Source organism: Leptolyngbya sp. AN02str, from assembly GCF_050565595.1.
Lineage (GTDB): Bacteria > Cyanobacteriota > Cyanobacteriia > Elainellales > Elainellaceae > Kaiparowitsia.
On the sequence record NZ_JBNXVR010000041.1, the window covers coordinates 1 to 15994 of the forward strand.

Annotated in this window: 13 protein-coding genes; 10 read left to right on the forward strand and 3 right to left on the reverse strand. The window is 54.1% G+C overall.

Features of this window, described 5'->3' with window-relative positions; genetic code table 11:
* Nucleotides 1-269: 269 nt before the first annotated feature.
* Nucleotides 270-491, reverse strand: a complete 222-nt coding sequence (locus tag ACQ4M4_RS22830; RefSeq protein ID WP_430686776.1) for a hypothetical protein — start codon at nt 489-491, stop codon at nt 270-272.
* A gap of 352 nt (nt 492-843) precedes the next feature.
* Here ACQ4M4_RS22830 and ACQ4M4_RS22835 point away from each other — a divergent pair, with 352 nt between their 5' ends.
* Together ACQ4M4_RS22835 and glmM are read left to right on the forward strand one after the other, a co-directional pair.
* Complete coding sequence (locus tag ACQ4M4_RS22835) at nt 844-1149, forward strand: hypothetical protein (protein ID WP_430686777.1); 306 nt, start codon at nt 844-846, stop codon at nt 1147-1149.
* 376 nt (nt 1150-1525) lie between these two features.
* On the forward strand, nt 1526-2995 hold the full coding sequence (glmM, locus tag ACQ4M4_RS22840; RefSeq protein ID WP_430686778.1) for a phosphoglucosamine mutase: 1470 nt from the start codon (nt 1526-1528) through the stop codon (nt 2993-2995).
* 187 nt (nt 2996-3182) lie between these two features.
* Here the strand turns inward: glmM and ACQ4M4_RS22845 are convergent, their stop codons facing one another.
* Nucleotides 3183-3608 (reverse strand): allophanate hydrolase-related protein, encoded by a 426-nt coding sequence (locus ACQ4M4_RS22845; RefSeq protein ID WP_430686779.1) that lies wholly within the window; start codon nt 3606-3608, stop codon nt 3183-3185.
* 132 nt (nt 3609-3740) lie between these two features.
* Complete coding sequence (locus tag ACQ4M4_RS22850; protein WP_430686780.1) at nt 3741-7649, reverse strand: hypothetical protein; 3909 nt, start codon at nt 7647-7649, stop codon at nt 3741-3743.
* A gap of 419 nt (nt 7650-8068) precedes the next feature.
* Between ACQ4M4_RS22850 and ACQ4M4_RS22855 the strand changes: the two genes are divergently transcribed.
* The 8 genes from ACQ4M4_RS22855 (at nt 8069) to ACQ4M4_RS22890 (ending at nt 15994) form a co-directional block, all read left to right on the forward strand.
* Nucleotides 8069-9250: a BMP family ABC transporter substrate-binding protein gene (locus ACQ4M4_RS22855; protein WP_430686781.1), complete on the forward strand. Its 1182-nt coding sequence runs from the start codon at nt 8069-8071 to the stop codon at nt 9248-9250.
* A 124-nt stretch (nt 9251-9374) separates the two neighbouring features.
* Nucleotides 9375-10484: an ABC transporter permease gene (locus tag ACQ4M4_RS22860; RefSeq protein ID WP_430686782.1), complete on the forward strand. Its 1110-nt coding sequence runs from the start codon at nt 9375-9377 to the stop codon at nt 10482-10484.
* A gap of 85 nt (nt 10485-10569) precedes the next feature.
* On the forward strand, nt 10570-11508 hold the full coding sequence (locus tag ACQ4M4_RS22865; RefSeq protein WP_430686783.1) for an ABC transporter permease: 939 nt from the start codon (nt 10570-10572) through the stop codon (nt 11506-11508).
* Nucleotides 11509-11575: 67 nt separating this feature from the next.
* Complete coding sequence (locus tag ACQ4M4_RS22870; protein ID WP_430686784.1) at nt 11576-12607, forward strand: formamidase; 1032 nt, start codon at nt 11576-11578, stop codon at nt 12605-12607.
* Nucleotides 12607-13293 carry a biuret amidohydrolase gene (biuH, locus tag ACQ4M4_RS22875; RefSeq protein WP_430686785.1) on the forward strand — a complete coding sequence of 229 codons (687 nt, stop codon included), beginning with the start codon at nt 12607-12609 and terminating at the stop codon, nt 13291-13293. The genes ACQ4M4_RS22870 and biuH overlap by 1 nt, the downstream gene beginning before the upstream one ends.
* Before the next feature lie 5 nt (nt 13294-13298).
* Nucleotides 13299-14333 carry an ABC transporter substrate-binding protein gene (locus ACQ4M4_RS22880; RefSeq protein ID WP_430686786.1) on the forward strand — a complete coding sequence of 345 codons (1035 nt, stop codon included), beginning with the start codon at nt 13299-13301 and terminating at the stop codon, nt 14331-14333.
* A 66-nt stretch (nt 14334-14399) separates the two neighbouring features.
* Entirely contained in the window at nt 14400-15191 is a 792-nt protein-coding gene (locus ACQ4M4_RS22885; RefSeq protein WP_430686787.1) for an ABC transporter ATP-binding protein, read from the forward strand.
* Nucleotides 15188-15994, forward strand: a complete 807-nt coding sequence (locus ACQ4M4_RS22890; RefSeq protein ID WP_430686788.1) for an ABC transporter permease — start codon at nt 15188-15190, stop codon at nt 15992-15994. Before ACQ4M4_RS22885 ends, ACQ4M4_RS22890 begins: the two co-directional genes overlap by 4 nt.

Below are 15994 nucleotides of genomic sequence, written 5' to 3' on the forward strand. Positions count from 1 at the left end.
CGGGCAAGCTCAGCAGGTCAGTAATCTGATGGATGAGCGCTCTAAAATCATCCAACTTTTGGGCCTACCTTACTGCCGTTACTACCTGCTTAATTAATTCCCAGCAACCTGCGGAATATCGGTTCAGTGATTGTGTTGAGGCAGTGTGTCTAAAATTTATACTCTAGAGAAGAGGGATCGCCCATAGGTAATGGGCGATCGCTCTTCTCCTTTGGAATCATAGGAACTTGGATTGTGGTTCACATGCCCAGAACAACAGGGGAAGCAAATTAGGGGTGATAAGAATGAATGGTGGGGACTACGGTTTTGCCCGTTTGTTGATAAAGGCAAATCTGTTGTTCGGATGCGGGAAGGATGGAGTGTAACTTTAATCCTAGCTTTTGGGCGTGCTGTAATGCATAATCCTTGGCTTGGTCCTCGGTGGGAGCCTGGATCAAAAGATCATCAGCTAGATAATGAGAACCCGCAAACGAAAACTCTACAATATACATGGCGATCGCTCCTCTTCTGCTGATACGGTTTTGGAGATGGAGGTAGCCTGAGTTTTCACGACTCCCGGTTCATCCTGTCATCCGGCTCATGGCCTGCCTTCCCTCCTAAGAAATAGATTGCAGCTAGATTAGAGGATGTCTGAGAAGTCAAAAAATAGCCCTCATCCCCCAGCCCCTTATCCCAAAATTGGGAGAAGGGGATTTGTAAACCCTTTCCCCTTTCCCAAAATTGGGAGAGGGGAACACAAGGGTTGAGGGCTATACACGAAGCTTTAGGCACTTTTCAGACGTCCTCTTACAGCACGGTTTTCCGTCATCATTTTGAATTGCAAGCAACAGGACTGTGAATTTCTTGTCTACCCACTTGTTACCTATTAAGCGCTTGGAAGAGTACACCATCAAGCGGCCCAATGAAGTCCTTTTGGTTGTAGCGGAGCTGGAGGGCGATCGCGAAGAAGTGACCGTTTTTCGAGGCTTTTCTAGCTCGTTAACGCGGCCCACCGCCTTTGATCCAGACATCCCAATCCTGCCAATCGATAGTCAAATCCTATCGATTGATCGGCTAAAAGCGCCCTACAATCCACAGGCTCCAGCCTATATTCAGCAAGACATCTCTTGGGTTGATATGGAGAAATTGCTGGAAGAACTTGCTCTCTAACGGTGGTGTCACTATGGCGTTTCAAACGCGGTCAGCTCACATGGTGTTAAATGCACCACTCTTGACCTGTGACTATCAGAGTGGAGGATGCTGAAGTCTGACCTAAACCTGTCCCTAAGTTCCATAGAGTTGAATCAGCTACGTAGAATTCCGAACGAAATTCTAAAAAGTCGCATCAAGCTGCTGTTGAACGTGATAAAGAGCCAGTATTTTTACAGAGAAATAAATAAAAAAGTGTTGAGCTTTACCGAAAACAACAACAAAGTTTTGTCCTTGGAGGGATGTTCGTAAAGGTTCTGTCAACCCTCAGCATTTAGACTTCTGAATCGACAAATGCTATGCTCCACTGAGTGTGAAGTGTGGAGTGTATTGGCGCATGGTTTTGTCTCCAGTTTCGCAAAACCAGATCTCAGATTTAAGCAATTCAAACGCATGCGATTTGGTTGTTGAAGACATTGTTTCTTTATCAAAGGGTTGGTGTAATCCCTTAGTTCTTCCATCGACCCAGCTGTTTGGTACCGATGGTATCCGTGGGCATGCAGGAGATTTATTGACTCCTGCCTTGGCATTCCAGGTTGGATATTGGGCCGGCAAATTGATGGGGCGAGATGATGCAACTCCTGTAATTGTTGGACAGGATTCTCGGAATTCCAGTAATACGCTGGCGGAAGCATTAACCGCAGGCTTAACTACAGCCGGAGTCGAAGTTTGGAATTTGGGTTTGTGTCCGACTCCTGCGGTGGCTTACTTAGCGCACCAATATGGGGCTGCTGGTGGTGTCATGATCTCTGCGAGCCACAATCCCCCCGAAGATAATGGCATCAAGTTCTTTGGTTCGGGTGGCACAAAGCTGTCCACCGTTTTGCAGGCTCGTATCGAAGCGTCGTTGCGCAATGAGTCTTTGCCGCTGGTGCCGGTTCCGTCTGCGTCGAGTGCGCTGCGCAGTGAGTTGCTAGAGCAATATCTTGAGTCGTTGTATGCACCGCTGGCATCTCGGGTTGACTTTACCGGGATGCGAATTGTGCTGGATCTGGCTTGGGGTGCGGCGGCTCACATTGGTAGTGTTGTGTTTCGGCAATTAGGAGCCGAGGTGATTTGTTTGCATGATCAGCCAGATGGCGATCGCATTAATGTAAGTTGCGGCTCAACCCATTTGGGTTTGCTCAAAGCTGCCGTGTTGGAACATCAGGCCGACTTGGGTTTTGCCTTTGATGGTGATGCCGACCGGGCGCTAGCGGTTGATTCTCAAGGGCGTGTGGTGGATGGAGACTACATTCTTTATCTATGGGGATGTGCGCTCAAGCAAGCTCAGCAGCTTCCCAACAGCACCATCGTCACGACGGTTATGGCCAATTTGGGCTTTGAGCGGGCATGGCAGCAGCAAGGCGGCACATTTGTTCGCACGGCCGTGGGCGATCAGTACGTCCATGCTGAAATGGTGAAGCGTGGCGCGATGCTGGGTGGCGAACAGTCGGGTCACATTCTGTGTCCGCACTACAGTGTGTCGGGGGATGGCTTGTTGACGGCACTGCATGTGGCCGCGTTGGTGCAGCAGGCTGGTTTGCCGCTCTGCCAACTGCGTGATGAAAGCTTCCAAACGTATCCTCAATTGTTGCAAAACATTCGAGTAGAAGATCGCGATCGCCGTCTCAATTGGCAGCAGTGCGATCCGGTGCAGCAGGCGATCGCTCAGGCCGAAGCCGCTATGGGAGATCAGGGCCGAATTTTGGTGCGGGCTTCGGGCACGGAACCGGTGATTCGAGTCATGGTAGAGGCCGCGAGCGCTGAACTCACCCAGCACTGGACTCAGGAGCTAGCTGCTGTGGTGAAGCAACACCTGAGTTAGCCTGCGCCCTGTCTTTACGAAATCTGAATATTGTGAAATGTGGTGATGTTGGGAAATCCAGCATCACCTTTTTGCTGGCGATCGCAGGAGCTTGATGAACGCCAGGGTCGGTTAAGGGCTTTTTCGCTGATCCACAGCTTGCGCTTGGTTATTTGTTGTGGATGCGGCTGCGGAAAAGTGAAACAGCTCAGTCAGTCCCGCTGGATATTGGCGTGGCTTCCGTAGGGGAGGCTTGAACCGCCGCGCAATACGCTCGCCAGCTTCCAAATTCGGTAATTTCCCGCTGCCCTTCACATAAGATTGGTTCACCCAATACGCCCAGCACTTCCTCCCCGTCTGCGAGGTGCACTTTGCCGATGCATAGGCCGGGTGGCTCTTGCAGCAACACCTGTGCCAACCCTTCAGGCGGAACGGCCCACACTTCAAGGGCGATCGCCCTCCCTCCCTGGGCAACCCGCACCATAGCCGGGTGGCGATCGCCAATTGACCACAGGCGATAGGTCGGTTCGGTGGTGGTTTCGCGGACAAATGTGGCCTGAACGGCCAGCAAATTGCCGTTGAGTTCGAGACCACGCATGAGGGTGCCATTAACGGCGAGGTGAATTGGAGTCATGAAAGGAGTGCCAAAAAACTCGAAAAACTTGAACGGGTCAGCAAAAGATAAGCCAACAAGATGATAGATGCGAATCTTTGTTTTGTGTTTGCTGATGGATTTTTGCTGATTTTAAAGTCGATCTTACTGATTTTAGTAGTCCGTCGCGCCCAACATTTTGAGGGTGAAAATTTGGGCAGGGGTGAGTCCGGTGATGTGAGCGATCGCCATTTCCTCATAGGGGCGGGGAATGCGCAGAATTTGGCGGCTGGTAGTGCGGGGTTGATTGGGCGGGGGCTCCGCCATGTAACCGTGCCACAAACGAATGGTTTCATCTTGCCCGCAGCTAGCTAGGGTATTGCCATCGGGACTGTAGGTAAGAAAGCGCACCCAGCGATCGTGGCCGTGTAGGGTTTGCAAGGGCTCTCCAGCTGCAGACCACAGCTTAATCGTGGTGTCGGTGCTGCCGGTCGCCAGGTGGGTATTGTCGGGGTGAATGGCGATCGCCAGAATAGGGCCACGATGGGCTAAGTGAGTCATAGTGCATTGGCCCTGGGGCAAATGCCACAGCTTGAGCATGCCGTCGGCGCTGCCGCTGGCGAGGGTGTGACCATCGGGGCTCATAGCCAAGCTCCGAATCCAGCCATCGTGCCCCACAAGGGTTTGCAAACATTGCCCGCTGTTGATGTCCCACCGTTTGATTGTTTGGTCTTGGCTGCCGCTGGCCAGTTGGCACCCATCGGTGCTGAGGGCAAGGCACCATACTCCACCGCCGTGTCCCATCAGCGATCGCACACAACGGCCCGAAACCACATCCCACAGTCGAATGGTGCCATCCAAGCTTCCACTCACTAGCCGCGTGCCATCGGGAGTAAAGAGAACCGAGAGCACTGCATCGCGATGGCCTGTCAAGGTGGCGAGGTGGGTATTCGTGTGAGTATTCCACAGGCGAATGGTGTGATCTTCGCTGCCACTGGCCAACATGGGCTGAGTGGGGCTAAAGGCCACACTCCAGATCCAGCCGAGGTGTCCTTGCATACTGGTTTGCATGGTGCCGCTGGCTGCATCCCACAGGCGAATGGTGCGGTCTTGGCTACCGCTGGAGATTGTGGTTCCGGTGGGATCAAAGGCGACTGACCAGACTCCGTTACTGTAGCCTTGCAACGTTTTGACGCAGTGGCCCGAGCGGCTTTCCCATAACCGCACGGATTGATCTTCGCTGCCGCTAGCGACCAATTCAGTATTGGGGCTAAAGGCGATCGCCCCGATCCAACTCGTATGACCTGTGAGGGTTTTTAGGGGTTGCCGCCGCCGATAATCCCACAGGCGCACAGTGCGATCATCACTGGCGCTGGCTAACGTGCGGCCATCGGCACAAAAAGCAACAGTCCGAACCGTTTCCTCATGGTTGGCAAAGGTGTAAATACAGCGACCTGTCACCGAATCCCACAGCTGCACGGTGCGATCGCTCCCGCTGCTGGCCAGAACGGCTCCGTCGGGGCTAAAGGCCACACTCCACACCCAGCCCTGGTGTCTGCGTAGGGTGCGCAGGTGGTCTCCGGTCGTGGCATTCCACAGGCGCACTGTGCCGTCATAACTAGCGCTGGCTAGCAGCCATTGGGTGGGATGTGCTGACCGAGGCATGGGGGAACTGCTGGCTTTGCGAGGGGACTTGAGGCTGGCTGGGCTAAAGGCCACCGAGCGAACCTCGTGGGTGTGGCCGGTGAGGCAGTGTTCCAGCGCTCCAGTGCGCACATTCCAAATCCGAATTAAATGGTCTTCGCTGCCTGTGGCTAAGAGCTGTCCATCGGGGCTAAAGGCGACGGAAAAAACGCGATCGCAGTATCCTTCAAAGGTGCGAATACAGGCTCCCGTTTGCACATCCCACAGTTTGACTGTCCGGTTGGCGCTACTGGCTAGCCATCGGCCATCGGGGCTAAAGGCCACACTCCACACCCAGCCTTCATCCAGCCGAAAGCCGAGCTGTTGGGTGCCATCGGCCACCCGCCATAGATGAATCTCATGGTTGACATCGCCTGTGGCCAACAGTTCGCCATCGGGACTAAAGGCGATCGCCAGGACCTGGCTAAAGGTTTCGGTAAACACCGACTTGGCTAAATCGGCTCCGGTCAAGTTCACCCTCCGCAATGGAGTACGGCGTAGGTAAGCATTCCAAACAGGCAAATGAGAAAAATCCCACCCGGTCAAATCTATCTGCATTTCACACAGTAGGTTCAATAGGTTGCCAGGGGCATAGCCAATATCGTCAAAGCTGGGATTGTGACGTTGGTGTTGCTGCATCGCTTTGAGCATGTGGCGAAACTGATGGATCAGGGCTTCTCGACCAACGTCGTGAATGAGGCGATCGCATACGGGTTTCAGCAGCAGCCGAATTTGAGTGTCGCGCACGTAGTCTTTGGCCTGAGCCAGCAGGAGCGCATGGGACGACAAAAACTCCAGCGCTGGCAGTTCGGCATCAGCCTTCCATCGGTGCACATCCTGGCAAGCCCGCTCAATACTGCGTCCTGTGACATATTCCATCACCGTTGGTTGCAGCGTAAAGCAGGCTTGGGTTCGTTCGCCTGGTTTGGGAATGGCCTTTTCAATTAAGTAGCGATGCTCAAGCGCAGTCATGGCTTCGAGCAAGTGACCCAGAGAAACGGCGGGTACCAGATTGGCGCGTAGTTGCGAAAGGGTGAGGGGTTTGCGGGCGATCGCCAGCCAGTTCATCACCTGATCTTCTAACGGAGACAGGCGGCAAATTTGCTGGCTCAGCAAATCTTGAATGTCGCCAAAAACGGAGCTACCTTCGTCAAAACAGCCCAAAAACTCACCGATTCGCCCATCAAATACTTCTTGAATAACGGGGGCTACCATTTTGAGGGCCAGGGGATTACCAGCATAGTGGTCAATGAGCTGATCCCATTCCCCCTCGGTTGCCACAAACTGTCCCTTGCGGGTAAACATGGCTTGAGCCGCGTGGGTGGGCAACCCTGCTAATCGCAGCGATCGCACGGGTAAGGATTCTCCCTCTTGCAGGGCAAACCGATTGGGCTTTTCGCGACTGGTGAGCACAACCGTACTGCGATGGGCCAGTTCGCCAACCCAACGCCACAAATTGTCGTAATTTTCGTATCCCGGGAGGTAGCCGCCGCCACAGTCTCCCTGCTGCAAAATCGTTTCACAGTTGTCGAGAATGACCAGACATCGCCGCCGTCGCAAACAGCCCAGCAAGAGCATCAGCATGTCATCGACCGAGTTGGGCAGTTCGTGGTGCCGCTCATCGGCTAAAAACCGAATGAGATCCCGCAAAAGCTCTGGCAACAGGGGCGCATTTCGGAGCGATCGCCAAATTACAGCGTCAAAGGCAGCACCCGTTGGCTCTGTCATGGGGTGCTCCCCAACGATGGGCGGTGTGCTAGAAGTCGATCGCGCCAACAGGCGTTGGGCCAGCCGAATTGAGAGTGTGGTTTTGCCAATGCCACCCATGCCAAAAATGCCAACCAGGCGGCAGTGGGGATCATGCGATTCCCCGTCGGTCGGGTCGCTCACATCCCCAACAATCCACTGCTCCAAGCGCTCCAACTCGGCTGTCCGGCCATAAAACGCAGGCACATCAACGGCATCGCCCCAATCCGTTTTGGGCAAGATAGGAGGAGAGTCTTCCGCTGTCGCAATGCGAGATGAATTGGCGGTGGGAGTGGCGATCGCAGGATGCTGCAGTTCTACCCCTACAGACTCCATCTCTACCGAGTGTTCCATCGCATTGGGTTCATCGGTTTCCAATGCAACAGAGCGATTGCCCGTCCACATGGCGCAGTTGCGTTGCACAATCAGCCGAACATTGTGCTTCGTCACCTTTTCATCAAAGGCTTTGGACAACATTTGCCACAGCGAAGCACCAGCCTGCTTGACGTAGCCCAACTCATAGCCAGAACGACGCGCAATTTCTCCATAGGCGCACTCTTCCCAGGCATAGCGAAACACCACCTGCTGTAGCTTGCTCAGGCGCTCATGTTTCAATACAGCCTCAACAAATGCCAAGGCCTCGTTAGAGTTCATAGGTTCAACAGTAACATTTTTGAAATTGGGCTTTGTAGGTGCATCAAACGTTGAGTGTTCATAGCTTTTGCGCGTAGGGGCGGCGCAGTAGAGCTGTATCCTACAAACTTCCTAAAGCTTGCTTTGTAACGCAGATAACAATTTGCGATCGCCCCCCGTTACCTTTTACGAACTTTTCTCGCACCTTTTCACACCCCGAAATTCAAACCATCCTGGTACGCTCTTACTCAATCGCATCGATTTGGCTAAAACCATTGAGCTGCCGCTGTTGGGGCACTGCTCAGTGGTGCCGTCAATTGGTTTGCTATGGCTTGGTTAGCGACACAGGATTGACGTTCATCAATGGCCAACGCATCACAACGACACGTCACGACAACTTCACCACTGATAACGAACGGGAATATTGCGAGGGAGTCACCATGAGCAGCAAACGCTATCTAAATCTGTCTCGGCGGCAGGTCGTTCGGGGTCTGTTGGCTACAACAGCCTTTGGATTAACGGCCAAGTTTGGCACGGGCTGTAGTCCCGCATCGGATGGCGCTGCCACAGGTGGCGGAACCAGTGGCGAGGATGTCACCATTGGGTTCATTTACGTAGGGCCAAAGGATGATTATGGCTATAACCAGGCCCACGCCGAAGGTGCCGCAGGTATGGTGCAGCAGTTGGGCGGTGTCACCTTGGTTGAAGAAGCCAACGTTCCTGAAACCACGGCTGTTGCGGAATCGATGCGCAGCATGATCGATATTGACGGAGCCAAAGCTTTGTTCCCCACATCGTTTGGCTACTTTGACCCGCACATCATCAAACTGGCGGAAGAGTATCCCGATGTGCAGTTCTTTCATGCCGGCGGTTTGTACCAAGAAGGCACAACTCCCAAGAACGTGGGCAGCTATTTTGGCTACATCGACGAAGCGCAGTATTTGGCTGGCATCGTGGCAGCGCTTACGTCGAAAACTGGCAAGCTGGGTTTTATTGGAGCCAAGCCCATTCCTCAAGTACTGCGGAATATGAATGGCTTTACGCTGGGGGCACGCAGCGTGCGCCCTGATGCCACAACGCAAGTGGTGTTTACGGGCAACTGGGCCGAGCCGATTAAGGAAGCGGAAGCGGCGAACAGCATGGCCGACCAGGGAATTGATGTGATTACCTGCCATGTGGACAGTCCCAAAGTGGTGATGGAAACAGCAGAGCGGCGCGGCATTTTTTGCTCTGGCTACCACGCCAATCAGGCGGCGCTGGCCCCCAAGGGCTATCTCACAGGAGCCGAGTGGGATTGGACCAATATTTATTCGCAAATTGTAGGTGATGTCAAAGCAGGCAAAACCTTGATGGATGGCGGCATTCCCCATGTACTGCGGGGTGGCTTGAAGGAGGGCTTCTGTAAGCTGTCGGACTTTGGGCCAGCGGTATCGGCGGAGGCTAAGCAAGCGGTAGAAACGGCGATGGCCAAGTTTATGGATGGCAGTATGGTGATTTATGCCGCTGGTACAAAAGACAACACGGGCAAGGTGGCAATCTCTGAAACGTTGAAGCAAACCGATCCCAAGCTGGAGCAAATGGATTACTTGGTGGAAGGCGTTATCGGTTCTATCAGCAGCTAGGTTCTATGGCGTAAATGGATAGGCGATCGCCTCAGTTCTTGGAGGCATCAATCCAGGCTGTGCGATCGCATCCGTTTACGATTCCCCACAAGATTCGCATTTACATTCTCAACAGGTTCTTCATATGTCGGCTTCGTGGCGTAGAACACTGGAATCCTTTCTCATTCCGTTTGGGGCCTTGGTTGCGGCGCTAGCGCTGTTTGGCGTGTTTTGTGCGCTGTCGGGTGCCAATCCTTTTGCAGTATATGGAGCCATTTGGAAGGCGGGCTTTGGCAAGTGGAGCACGTTTCAAAATACCCTGATTCGGGCGGCTCCCCTGATGCTAAGTGGCCTTTGTACGGCGTTACCTGCTCGGCTGGGTTTGGTGATTATTGGCAATGAGGGAGCGCTGGTGGTGGGCGGTCTGGCAGCGGTTGCGACCGGGCTCACGCTGGGCACTGCGGTGCCGCCTGTGATGGTACAGGTGGGAATGGCGATCGCTGGAATGATTGCGGGTGGCATTTGGATTGGTGCGGCGGGTTGGCTGCGGCACTACCGAGCGGTCAACGAAACCATTAGCAGCCTGTTGCTGAATTACATTGCGATCGCCCTACTCAACCATTTGGTGGGTGGGCCAATGAAAGATCCCAGCTCGCTCAATAAGCCTTCCACCTTTCCCCTGGCAGACGTGAATATGCTAGGCAACATTCCCGGCACGCGGGTGCATTGGGGGCTGCTATACGGCGTCATTGCCTGCGTCATCGCCTACTTCTTGATTCAGCGCACGACCTTTGGCTTTTCTGCCCGGGTGGCGGGTGGCAACGTTCGGGCTGCCCGGGTGGCGGGTTTACCCGTGGGCAAATTGACGGTGATTGTGTGCTTTTTGGCGGGATCTTGCGCGGGCTTGGCAGGCATGGTGGAGGTGGCTGCAGTGCAAGGCGCAGCCAACGAATCGCTGAATGTGGGCTACGGCTATGGCGGCATTATGGTGGCGTTTGCCGCGCATCACAACCCGCTAGCGGCCATTCTCATTTCCTTGTTGGTGGGTGGCATTTTAGCCAGCGGTGGCATTTTACAGCGCAGCTTTGGATTGCCCGATGCCACCGTGCTGGTGTTTGAGGGGCTGGTGTTTTTGGTGGTGCTGTTTAGCGATTCGCTCTATGGCAAGTTTGCCCTCTTTAAGGAAAAGCCCGTGGTGACGACCTCATCTTCGCCGCCGCCCAGTCCGGGCCAAGAGCCTGTGGCAATGGGCTAGGGAATGGGCTAGAGCATCTGAAAAGAGAAAACAATTGGTGTCCTTGGTTGCTGTTTTGGTCTTCTGAACTGTTGTGGAGCGGGTTATGGCTACAGAAGCATTAGGCTGGTGGGGTGTACCGCTGGCGATCGCCGCAGGAACCATGCGGGGGGGAACCCCGTTCCTGTTTGTTAGTTTGGGCGAATGCCTGACGGAGAAAAGTGGCAAGATCAACCTGGGATTGGAAGGGACGCTACTGCTGGGCGCGATGAGCGCCTACGCGGTCTCTTACCTGACCGGTTCTCCCTGGTTTGGCGTATTGGCGGCGGGGTTGGCCGGGGCCGTGTTGGGCGCAATCCACGGCTGGCTTTCCCAACAACCTCGGGTCAATGATGTGGCTGTCGGGATTGCCATGATCATCTTTGGCAGTGGCATTGCCTTCTTTTTGGGCAAGCCGTTTATTCAGCCCTCGGCCCCGCAATTGCCTACCATCAACCTGGCCTCTAGCGGTATGGCTCCGGCGGTACAGGCCGCGTTGCAAATTAGTCCTTTGTTTTTGTTGGGATTGGCGATCGCCCCGTTGATGCAGTGGTTCTTCCGCTCGACTCGCTGGGGTTTGTTTGTGCGGGCAGTGGGCGATAGCCCCGAAGCGGCTCGTGCCATGGGCGTCTCCATATTTAAGGTGCGCATACTCAGCATCATGGCGGGCAGCTTTTTGGCAGGCATCGGCGGTGCGGCCCTGTCGCTCTACTATCCCGGCGTCTGGACTGAGCGCATTTCCAGCGGTCAAGGCCTGATGGCGGTGGCCCTAGTAATTTTTGCCCGGTGGAACCCGATCGCCTGTTTGTGGGCTTCGCTACTGTTTGGTGGCGCACAAGCTCTTGGGCCAGCCCTGCAATCGGTCGGCATTCGCGAAGGCTACTACCTGTTCAACGCGGCACCCTATGTGTTGACGCTGTTCATCATGATTGTTACCTGCTCACCCAAGCGATCGCTCCTGGGTGCGCCGGGGGCTTTGGGAACCGACAGCCAGGGTAGGGCTTAGACACGCCAAGCACTTGAGTCATCAAGCACGTGAAGTTCGAAAGAAAACGTTGGAAGGGTTGAGAACAATGTCTGGATTGGGTGGCTTAAACAAATCTCCAAATGGTGTTGTGCTGGGATTGGTGCAGCTACAACTGCCGAACGTGGTGACTCCCGATGACCTGGCGGCACAAACCCAGCGTATTTGCGACATGGTGGCCAAAGCGCGCCGCAACATGTCCAGCATGGATCTGGTCGTGTTCCCCGAATATTCACTCCATGGCCTATCGATGGACACCAACCCCGAAATCATGTGTCGGTTGGATGGGCCAGAGGTGGCGGCGTTTAGCCGAGCCTGCCGCGATAACAAAATTTGGGGTTGCTTCTCCATCATGGAATACAACCCCGACGGCAATCCCTACAACAGCGGCATCATTTTGGATGATCAGGGCGAGCTGCGGCTGTACTACCGCAAGCTGCATCCCTGGGTGCCCGTAGAACCTTGGGAACCGGGAAATTTGGGGATTCCGGTGTGCGATGGCCCCAATGGCAGTAAGTTGGCGCTGATTATTTGCCATGACGGCATGTTCCCCGAAATGGCGCGGGAGTGCGCCTACAAGGGAGCCGATATTATGATTCGTACGGCGGGCTATACCGCTCCTATTCGCCACAGCTGGCAAATTACCAACCAGGCCAATGCCTTCTGCAACCTGATCTACACGGCGTCGGTGTGTATGTGCGGCAGCGATGGCACCTTTGATTCCATGGGTGAGGGCATGTTTGTCAACTTTGACGGTGCGCCCCTAGTGATGGGTAGCCATCGACCCGATGAAATTATCACGGCGGAACTGCGGCCTGATCTGGTGCGCGAAGCTCGCAAGCAGTGGGGTGTGGAGAATAACATTTATCAATTTGGCCACCGGGGCTACGTGGCGGTCAAAGGCGGTGCCCAGGATTGCCCCTACACCTATATGCAAGACATGGTAGCGGGCAACTATCGCCTGCCTTGGGAGGATGAGGTCGTTCATCAAGACGGCACGTCTTGTGGATTTCCGGCTCCGACCCGTCTGTATCGTGGCCACGAACAGTTGACCGATATCCCTACCGCAGGAGGTGCGTAATGGGACGATTTGTGGAGTCTGATCCCTATCCCTATCCCTACAATGGCGACCTGCGGCCCCAAAATACGGTCGTGCTGGTGATCGATATGCAGACGGATTTCTGCGGTAACGGTGGCTATGTCGATCGCATGGGGTATGACCTTTCCTTAACTCAGGCACCGATTGAGCCCATTTCTAAGGTGCTATCGGTGGCGCGGGCCGAGGGCTACCATGTGATGCACACGCGAGAGGGGCATCGACCTGATCTCGCAGATTTGCCGGATAACAAGCGCTGGCGATCGCGCCAAATAGGGGCTGGCATTGGCGATCCGGGGCCGTGCGGCAAAATTTTGGTGCGGGGAGAACCGGGTTGGGAAATCATTCCAGAATTGGCTCCCATGCCGGGTGAAGCGGTGATTGATAAACCCGGCAAAGGATCGTTCTACGCCACCGATCTGGATCTGATTTTGAAACAAAAGGGCATTCAGAACATTGTGCTGGCGGGCATTACCACTGATGTGTGTGTGCATACCACCATGCGCGATGCCAACGATCGCGGTTATGAATGCCTACTACTGTCTGACTGTACCGGAGCCACCGACTATGGCAACCATTTAGCGGCTCTCAAGATGGTGAAAATGCAGGGCGGTGTGTTTGGTGCGGTTGCCGATTCTCAAGCCTTTATTGAAGCCATTTCTCAGGGGTAAAGCTCATGAACATTCGCCGTCGTCGGTTTCTAGAATTTGGAGCAGGAGCTGCGATCGCCACTGCACTCCACGGTTGCGTGAGTCCAGCGGGTGACACCACCCAATCCGGTGTGACATCATCGGGTTCTGGCGGAGCCGATCCGGGCAAAATTTCGATTGGCTTTTGGCCAGTAGCGGCTGGCTTGCCCCTCTTTTTAGGCGTGGAAAGAGGCTACTTCAAAGAGGCGGGATTGGATGTTGAGGCGGTAAAGTTTGCCTCTGCGCAGCAGGTGGCCGAAGGCATTATTTCAGGACGGTTGCAGGGGTCGGGAAATGGCACCGCTTCAGGGGCATTAGGTTTGGCAGAGATTGCCTCCCCTGGCCTGTTCAAGATCCTGGCATCGAATCCCAGCAATGTGGATCTGAAGCTGGAACAGTTCATTGTGGCGAAGAATAGCCCGATTCAATCCATTGCTGACTTGAAAGGAAAGCGGGTTGCCAGCGGCCCCGGTGCCCAGAACAAAGTGATTGCCGAAGCCGTACTAAAGAAAAACGGCATTGAAGGGGTGGAAGTGCAGCAACTCGAAATTCGCCAGCATGTGGCTGCCTTGGAATCGGGCCAGATTGACGCGGCCTACACCTTAGAGCCTACGGGCACTGTAGGGGAGATGAAGGGCCTGACCCGCATTTTGGAAAATGGCGTGGTGTCCACTTATATCTTGGGCGATTCCAAAGCGCCGTGGTTTGGGGGGTCGGCAACCCTCAGCACTCAATTTATTGAAACCTACCCCGAAGCGGCTAAGACTTACGCGGAAGCGTACCGACGGGCGATCGCCGATATTCGCACCAATCCCGACGAAACGCGCCAATACTTGGTGGGCTATACGGCGATCGAGGGCGATTTGGTCGAGAAAGTGCCGTTGGTGGGTTACACCATGTACGACGAGTTCACGCCGCAGGATGTGGAATACTTCCAGGCCTTTTTCGACTTCATGACAGAGTCTGGCGTGTTTGCCAAAACCGTGGATGTTGCTCCTCTGATCTTTCAACCGACGACCTAGGGGGCTTTGCACCTTTGGTTACGGATGAGTGTGATGGTTGCCAGTTGTGGTTTCTCTAGAGGTTCTATGGTTGAGGTGAATGCCCAAACCCAGATCGCGCCACCAGACGCCTGTGTTCAAATCCAAGGCTTGTGCAAGTCGTTTGGCGGACAGGTGCTGTATGAAGACTTTGATCTAACGTTGCCAAATCACCAGTTCGTGTCCATTTTTGGGCCAAATGGATGCGGCAAGTCAACGTTGATCAACATGATTAGCGGGCTGATTCCCTTTGATCGGGGCACGATTCTGATCAATGGCAAGCCAATGCGGCGATCGCGCATTGGCTATGTGTTCCAGAATTACCGCGATTCCCTCTTTCCCTGGAGGAGCGCGTTTGATAACATTGCCTATCCGCTCAAGGTAAAGGGCATGAGCGATCGAGACTGTCGCGATCGCGTTGAGCAACTGATCGAAACCTTCAACATTCGGCTGGATCTGAAGCGCTACCCCTACAGCTTTTCGGGTGGACAGCAGCAAATGATTTCCATTTTGCGGGCATTGGTGGCTGACCCAGAAGTACTGTTTTTGGATGAACCCTTTTCGGCGCTAGATTTTGAAACTACGCTGTTTGTGCGCGATAAACTCCAGGAAATTTTTATGGCAGCAAACCTGCCAATGCTGATGGTGGTGCACAACCTGGAAGAGGCGGTGTACTTAGCCGACACCATCTTGCTCCTGAGCAAACGACCCACTCATTTAGTCTCTAGGGTGCCGTTCAATGCGCCTCGGCCCCGCACGCCGGATACTCTGTCATCCCCCGAATTTGTGCAGGTGAGCCGACACTGTTTGGATATCTTTCGGGAGGAGATGCGCAAATGATCACACAACCTGGGCGATCGCCCGCTCTCTCGTTTGGTTCCCCCTTTCAAGTTTGGCTCGATCGATTGCTGCCCCTGTTGGGCGTTGTTTTACTCTTTGTTGCATGGTGGTTCATTGCTGTTTCGGGCTGGGTGAATCCGGTGTTGTTGCCCACGCCGTTCGCAACGCTATCCCAATTAGTGTCTGCTACCCTGAGCGGCAGCATGCCTGTTGATTTTGGCGCAACCATTCTCAGAACCTTTCAAGCATTTGTCATGGCCGCAGTAATTGGGGTGCCGTTGGGGGTGGCGCTGGGCAGTTCCGAGCGGGTATACCGCAGCGTTGAGTTTTTGATTGACTTTTTTCGTTCAACGCCTGCCAGTGCCCTCATTCCCATGTTCATTCTGTTCTTTGGGGTCACCGATGGTTCCAAGGTCATCATTGCAGGATTCAGCGCGCTGTTGGTGGTTCTGTTCAACAGCGCGTATGGCGTGATTAATGCAAAGCGATCGCGCATCCTAGCTGCAAAGGTAATGGGAGCCAATCAGTGGCAAACTTTCAAGGATGTGCTGCTGTGGGAAAGCATGCCACAAACCTTCATTGGTCTACGGAGCGGCATCAGCATCGCCCTAGTGATCGTCATCGTTGCAGAAATGTTTATCGGTACAGAGCATGGTTTAGGAAAGCGTATTATCGATGCTCAGCAAGTGCTGAATGTACGGGACATGTACGCCTCGATTCTGCTAACTGGCATTCTCGGTTACCTCCTCAATATGCTGTTTCTCATGTTTGAAAAACGATTTATCCATTGGAGTGGGAAATAA

Excerpts from the sequence above, each read along its gene's own strand:
- ACQ4M4_RS22860 (WP_430686782.1), top strand. The coding sequence starts at position 9,375 with ATGTCGGCTTCGTGGCGTAGAACACTGGAATCCTTTCTCATTCCGTTT.
- glmM (WP_430686778.1), top strand. The coding sequence starts at position 1,526 with ATGGTTTTGTCTCCAGTTTCGCAAAACCAGATCTCAGATTTAAGCAAT.
- ACQ4M4_RS22830 (WP_430686776.1), bottom strand. The coding sequence starts at position 491 with ATGTATATTGTAGAGTTTTCGTTTGCGGGTTCTCATTATCTAGCTGAT.
- ACQ4M4_RS22845 (WP_430686779.1), bottom strand. The coding sequence starts at position 3,608 with ATGACTCCAATTCACCTCGCCGTTAATGGCACCCTCATGCGTGGTCTC.
- ACQ4M4_RS22880 (WP_430686786.1), top strand. The coding sequence starts at position 13,299 with ATGAACATTCGCCGTCGTCGGTTTCTAGAATTTGGAGCAGGAGCTGCG.
- ACQ4M4_RS22885 (WP_430686787.1), top strand. The coding sequence starts at position 14,400 with ATGGTTGAGGTGAATGCCCAAACCCAGATCGCGCCACCAGACGCCTGT.
- ACQ4M4_RS22870 (WP_430686784.1), top strand. The coding sequence starts at position 11,576 with ATGTCTGGATTGGGTGGCTTAAACAAATCTCCAAATGGTGTTGTGCTG.
- ACQ4M4_RS22850 (WP_430686780.1), bottom strand. The coding sequence starts at position 7,649 with ATGAACTCTAACGAGGCCTTGGCATTTGTTGAGGCTGTATTGAAACAT.
- ACQ4M4_RS22855 (WP_430686781.1), top strand. The coding sequence starts at position 8,069 with ATGAGCAGCAAACGCTATCTAAATCTGTCTCGGCGGCAGGTCGTTCGG.
- biuH (WP_430686785.1), top strand. The coding sequence starts at position 12,607 with ATGGGACGATTTGTGGAGTCTGATCCCTATCCCTATCCCTACAATGGC.
- ACQ4M4_RS22890 (WP_430686788.1), top strand. The coding sequence starts at position 15,188 with ATGATCACACAACCTGGGCGATCGCCCGCTCTCTCGTTTGGTTCCCCC.
- ACQ4M4_RS22865 (WP_430686783.1), top strand. The coding sequence starts at position 10,570 with ATGGCTACAGAAGCATTAGGCTGGTGGGGTGTACCGCTGGCGATCGCC.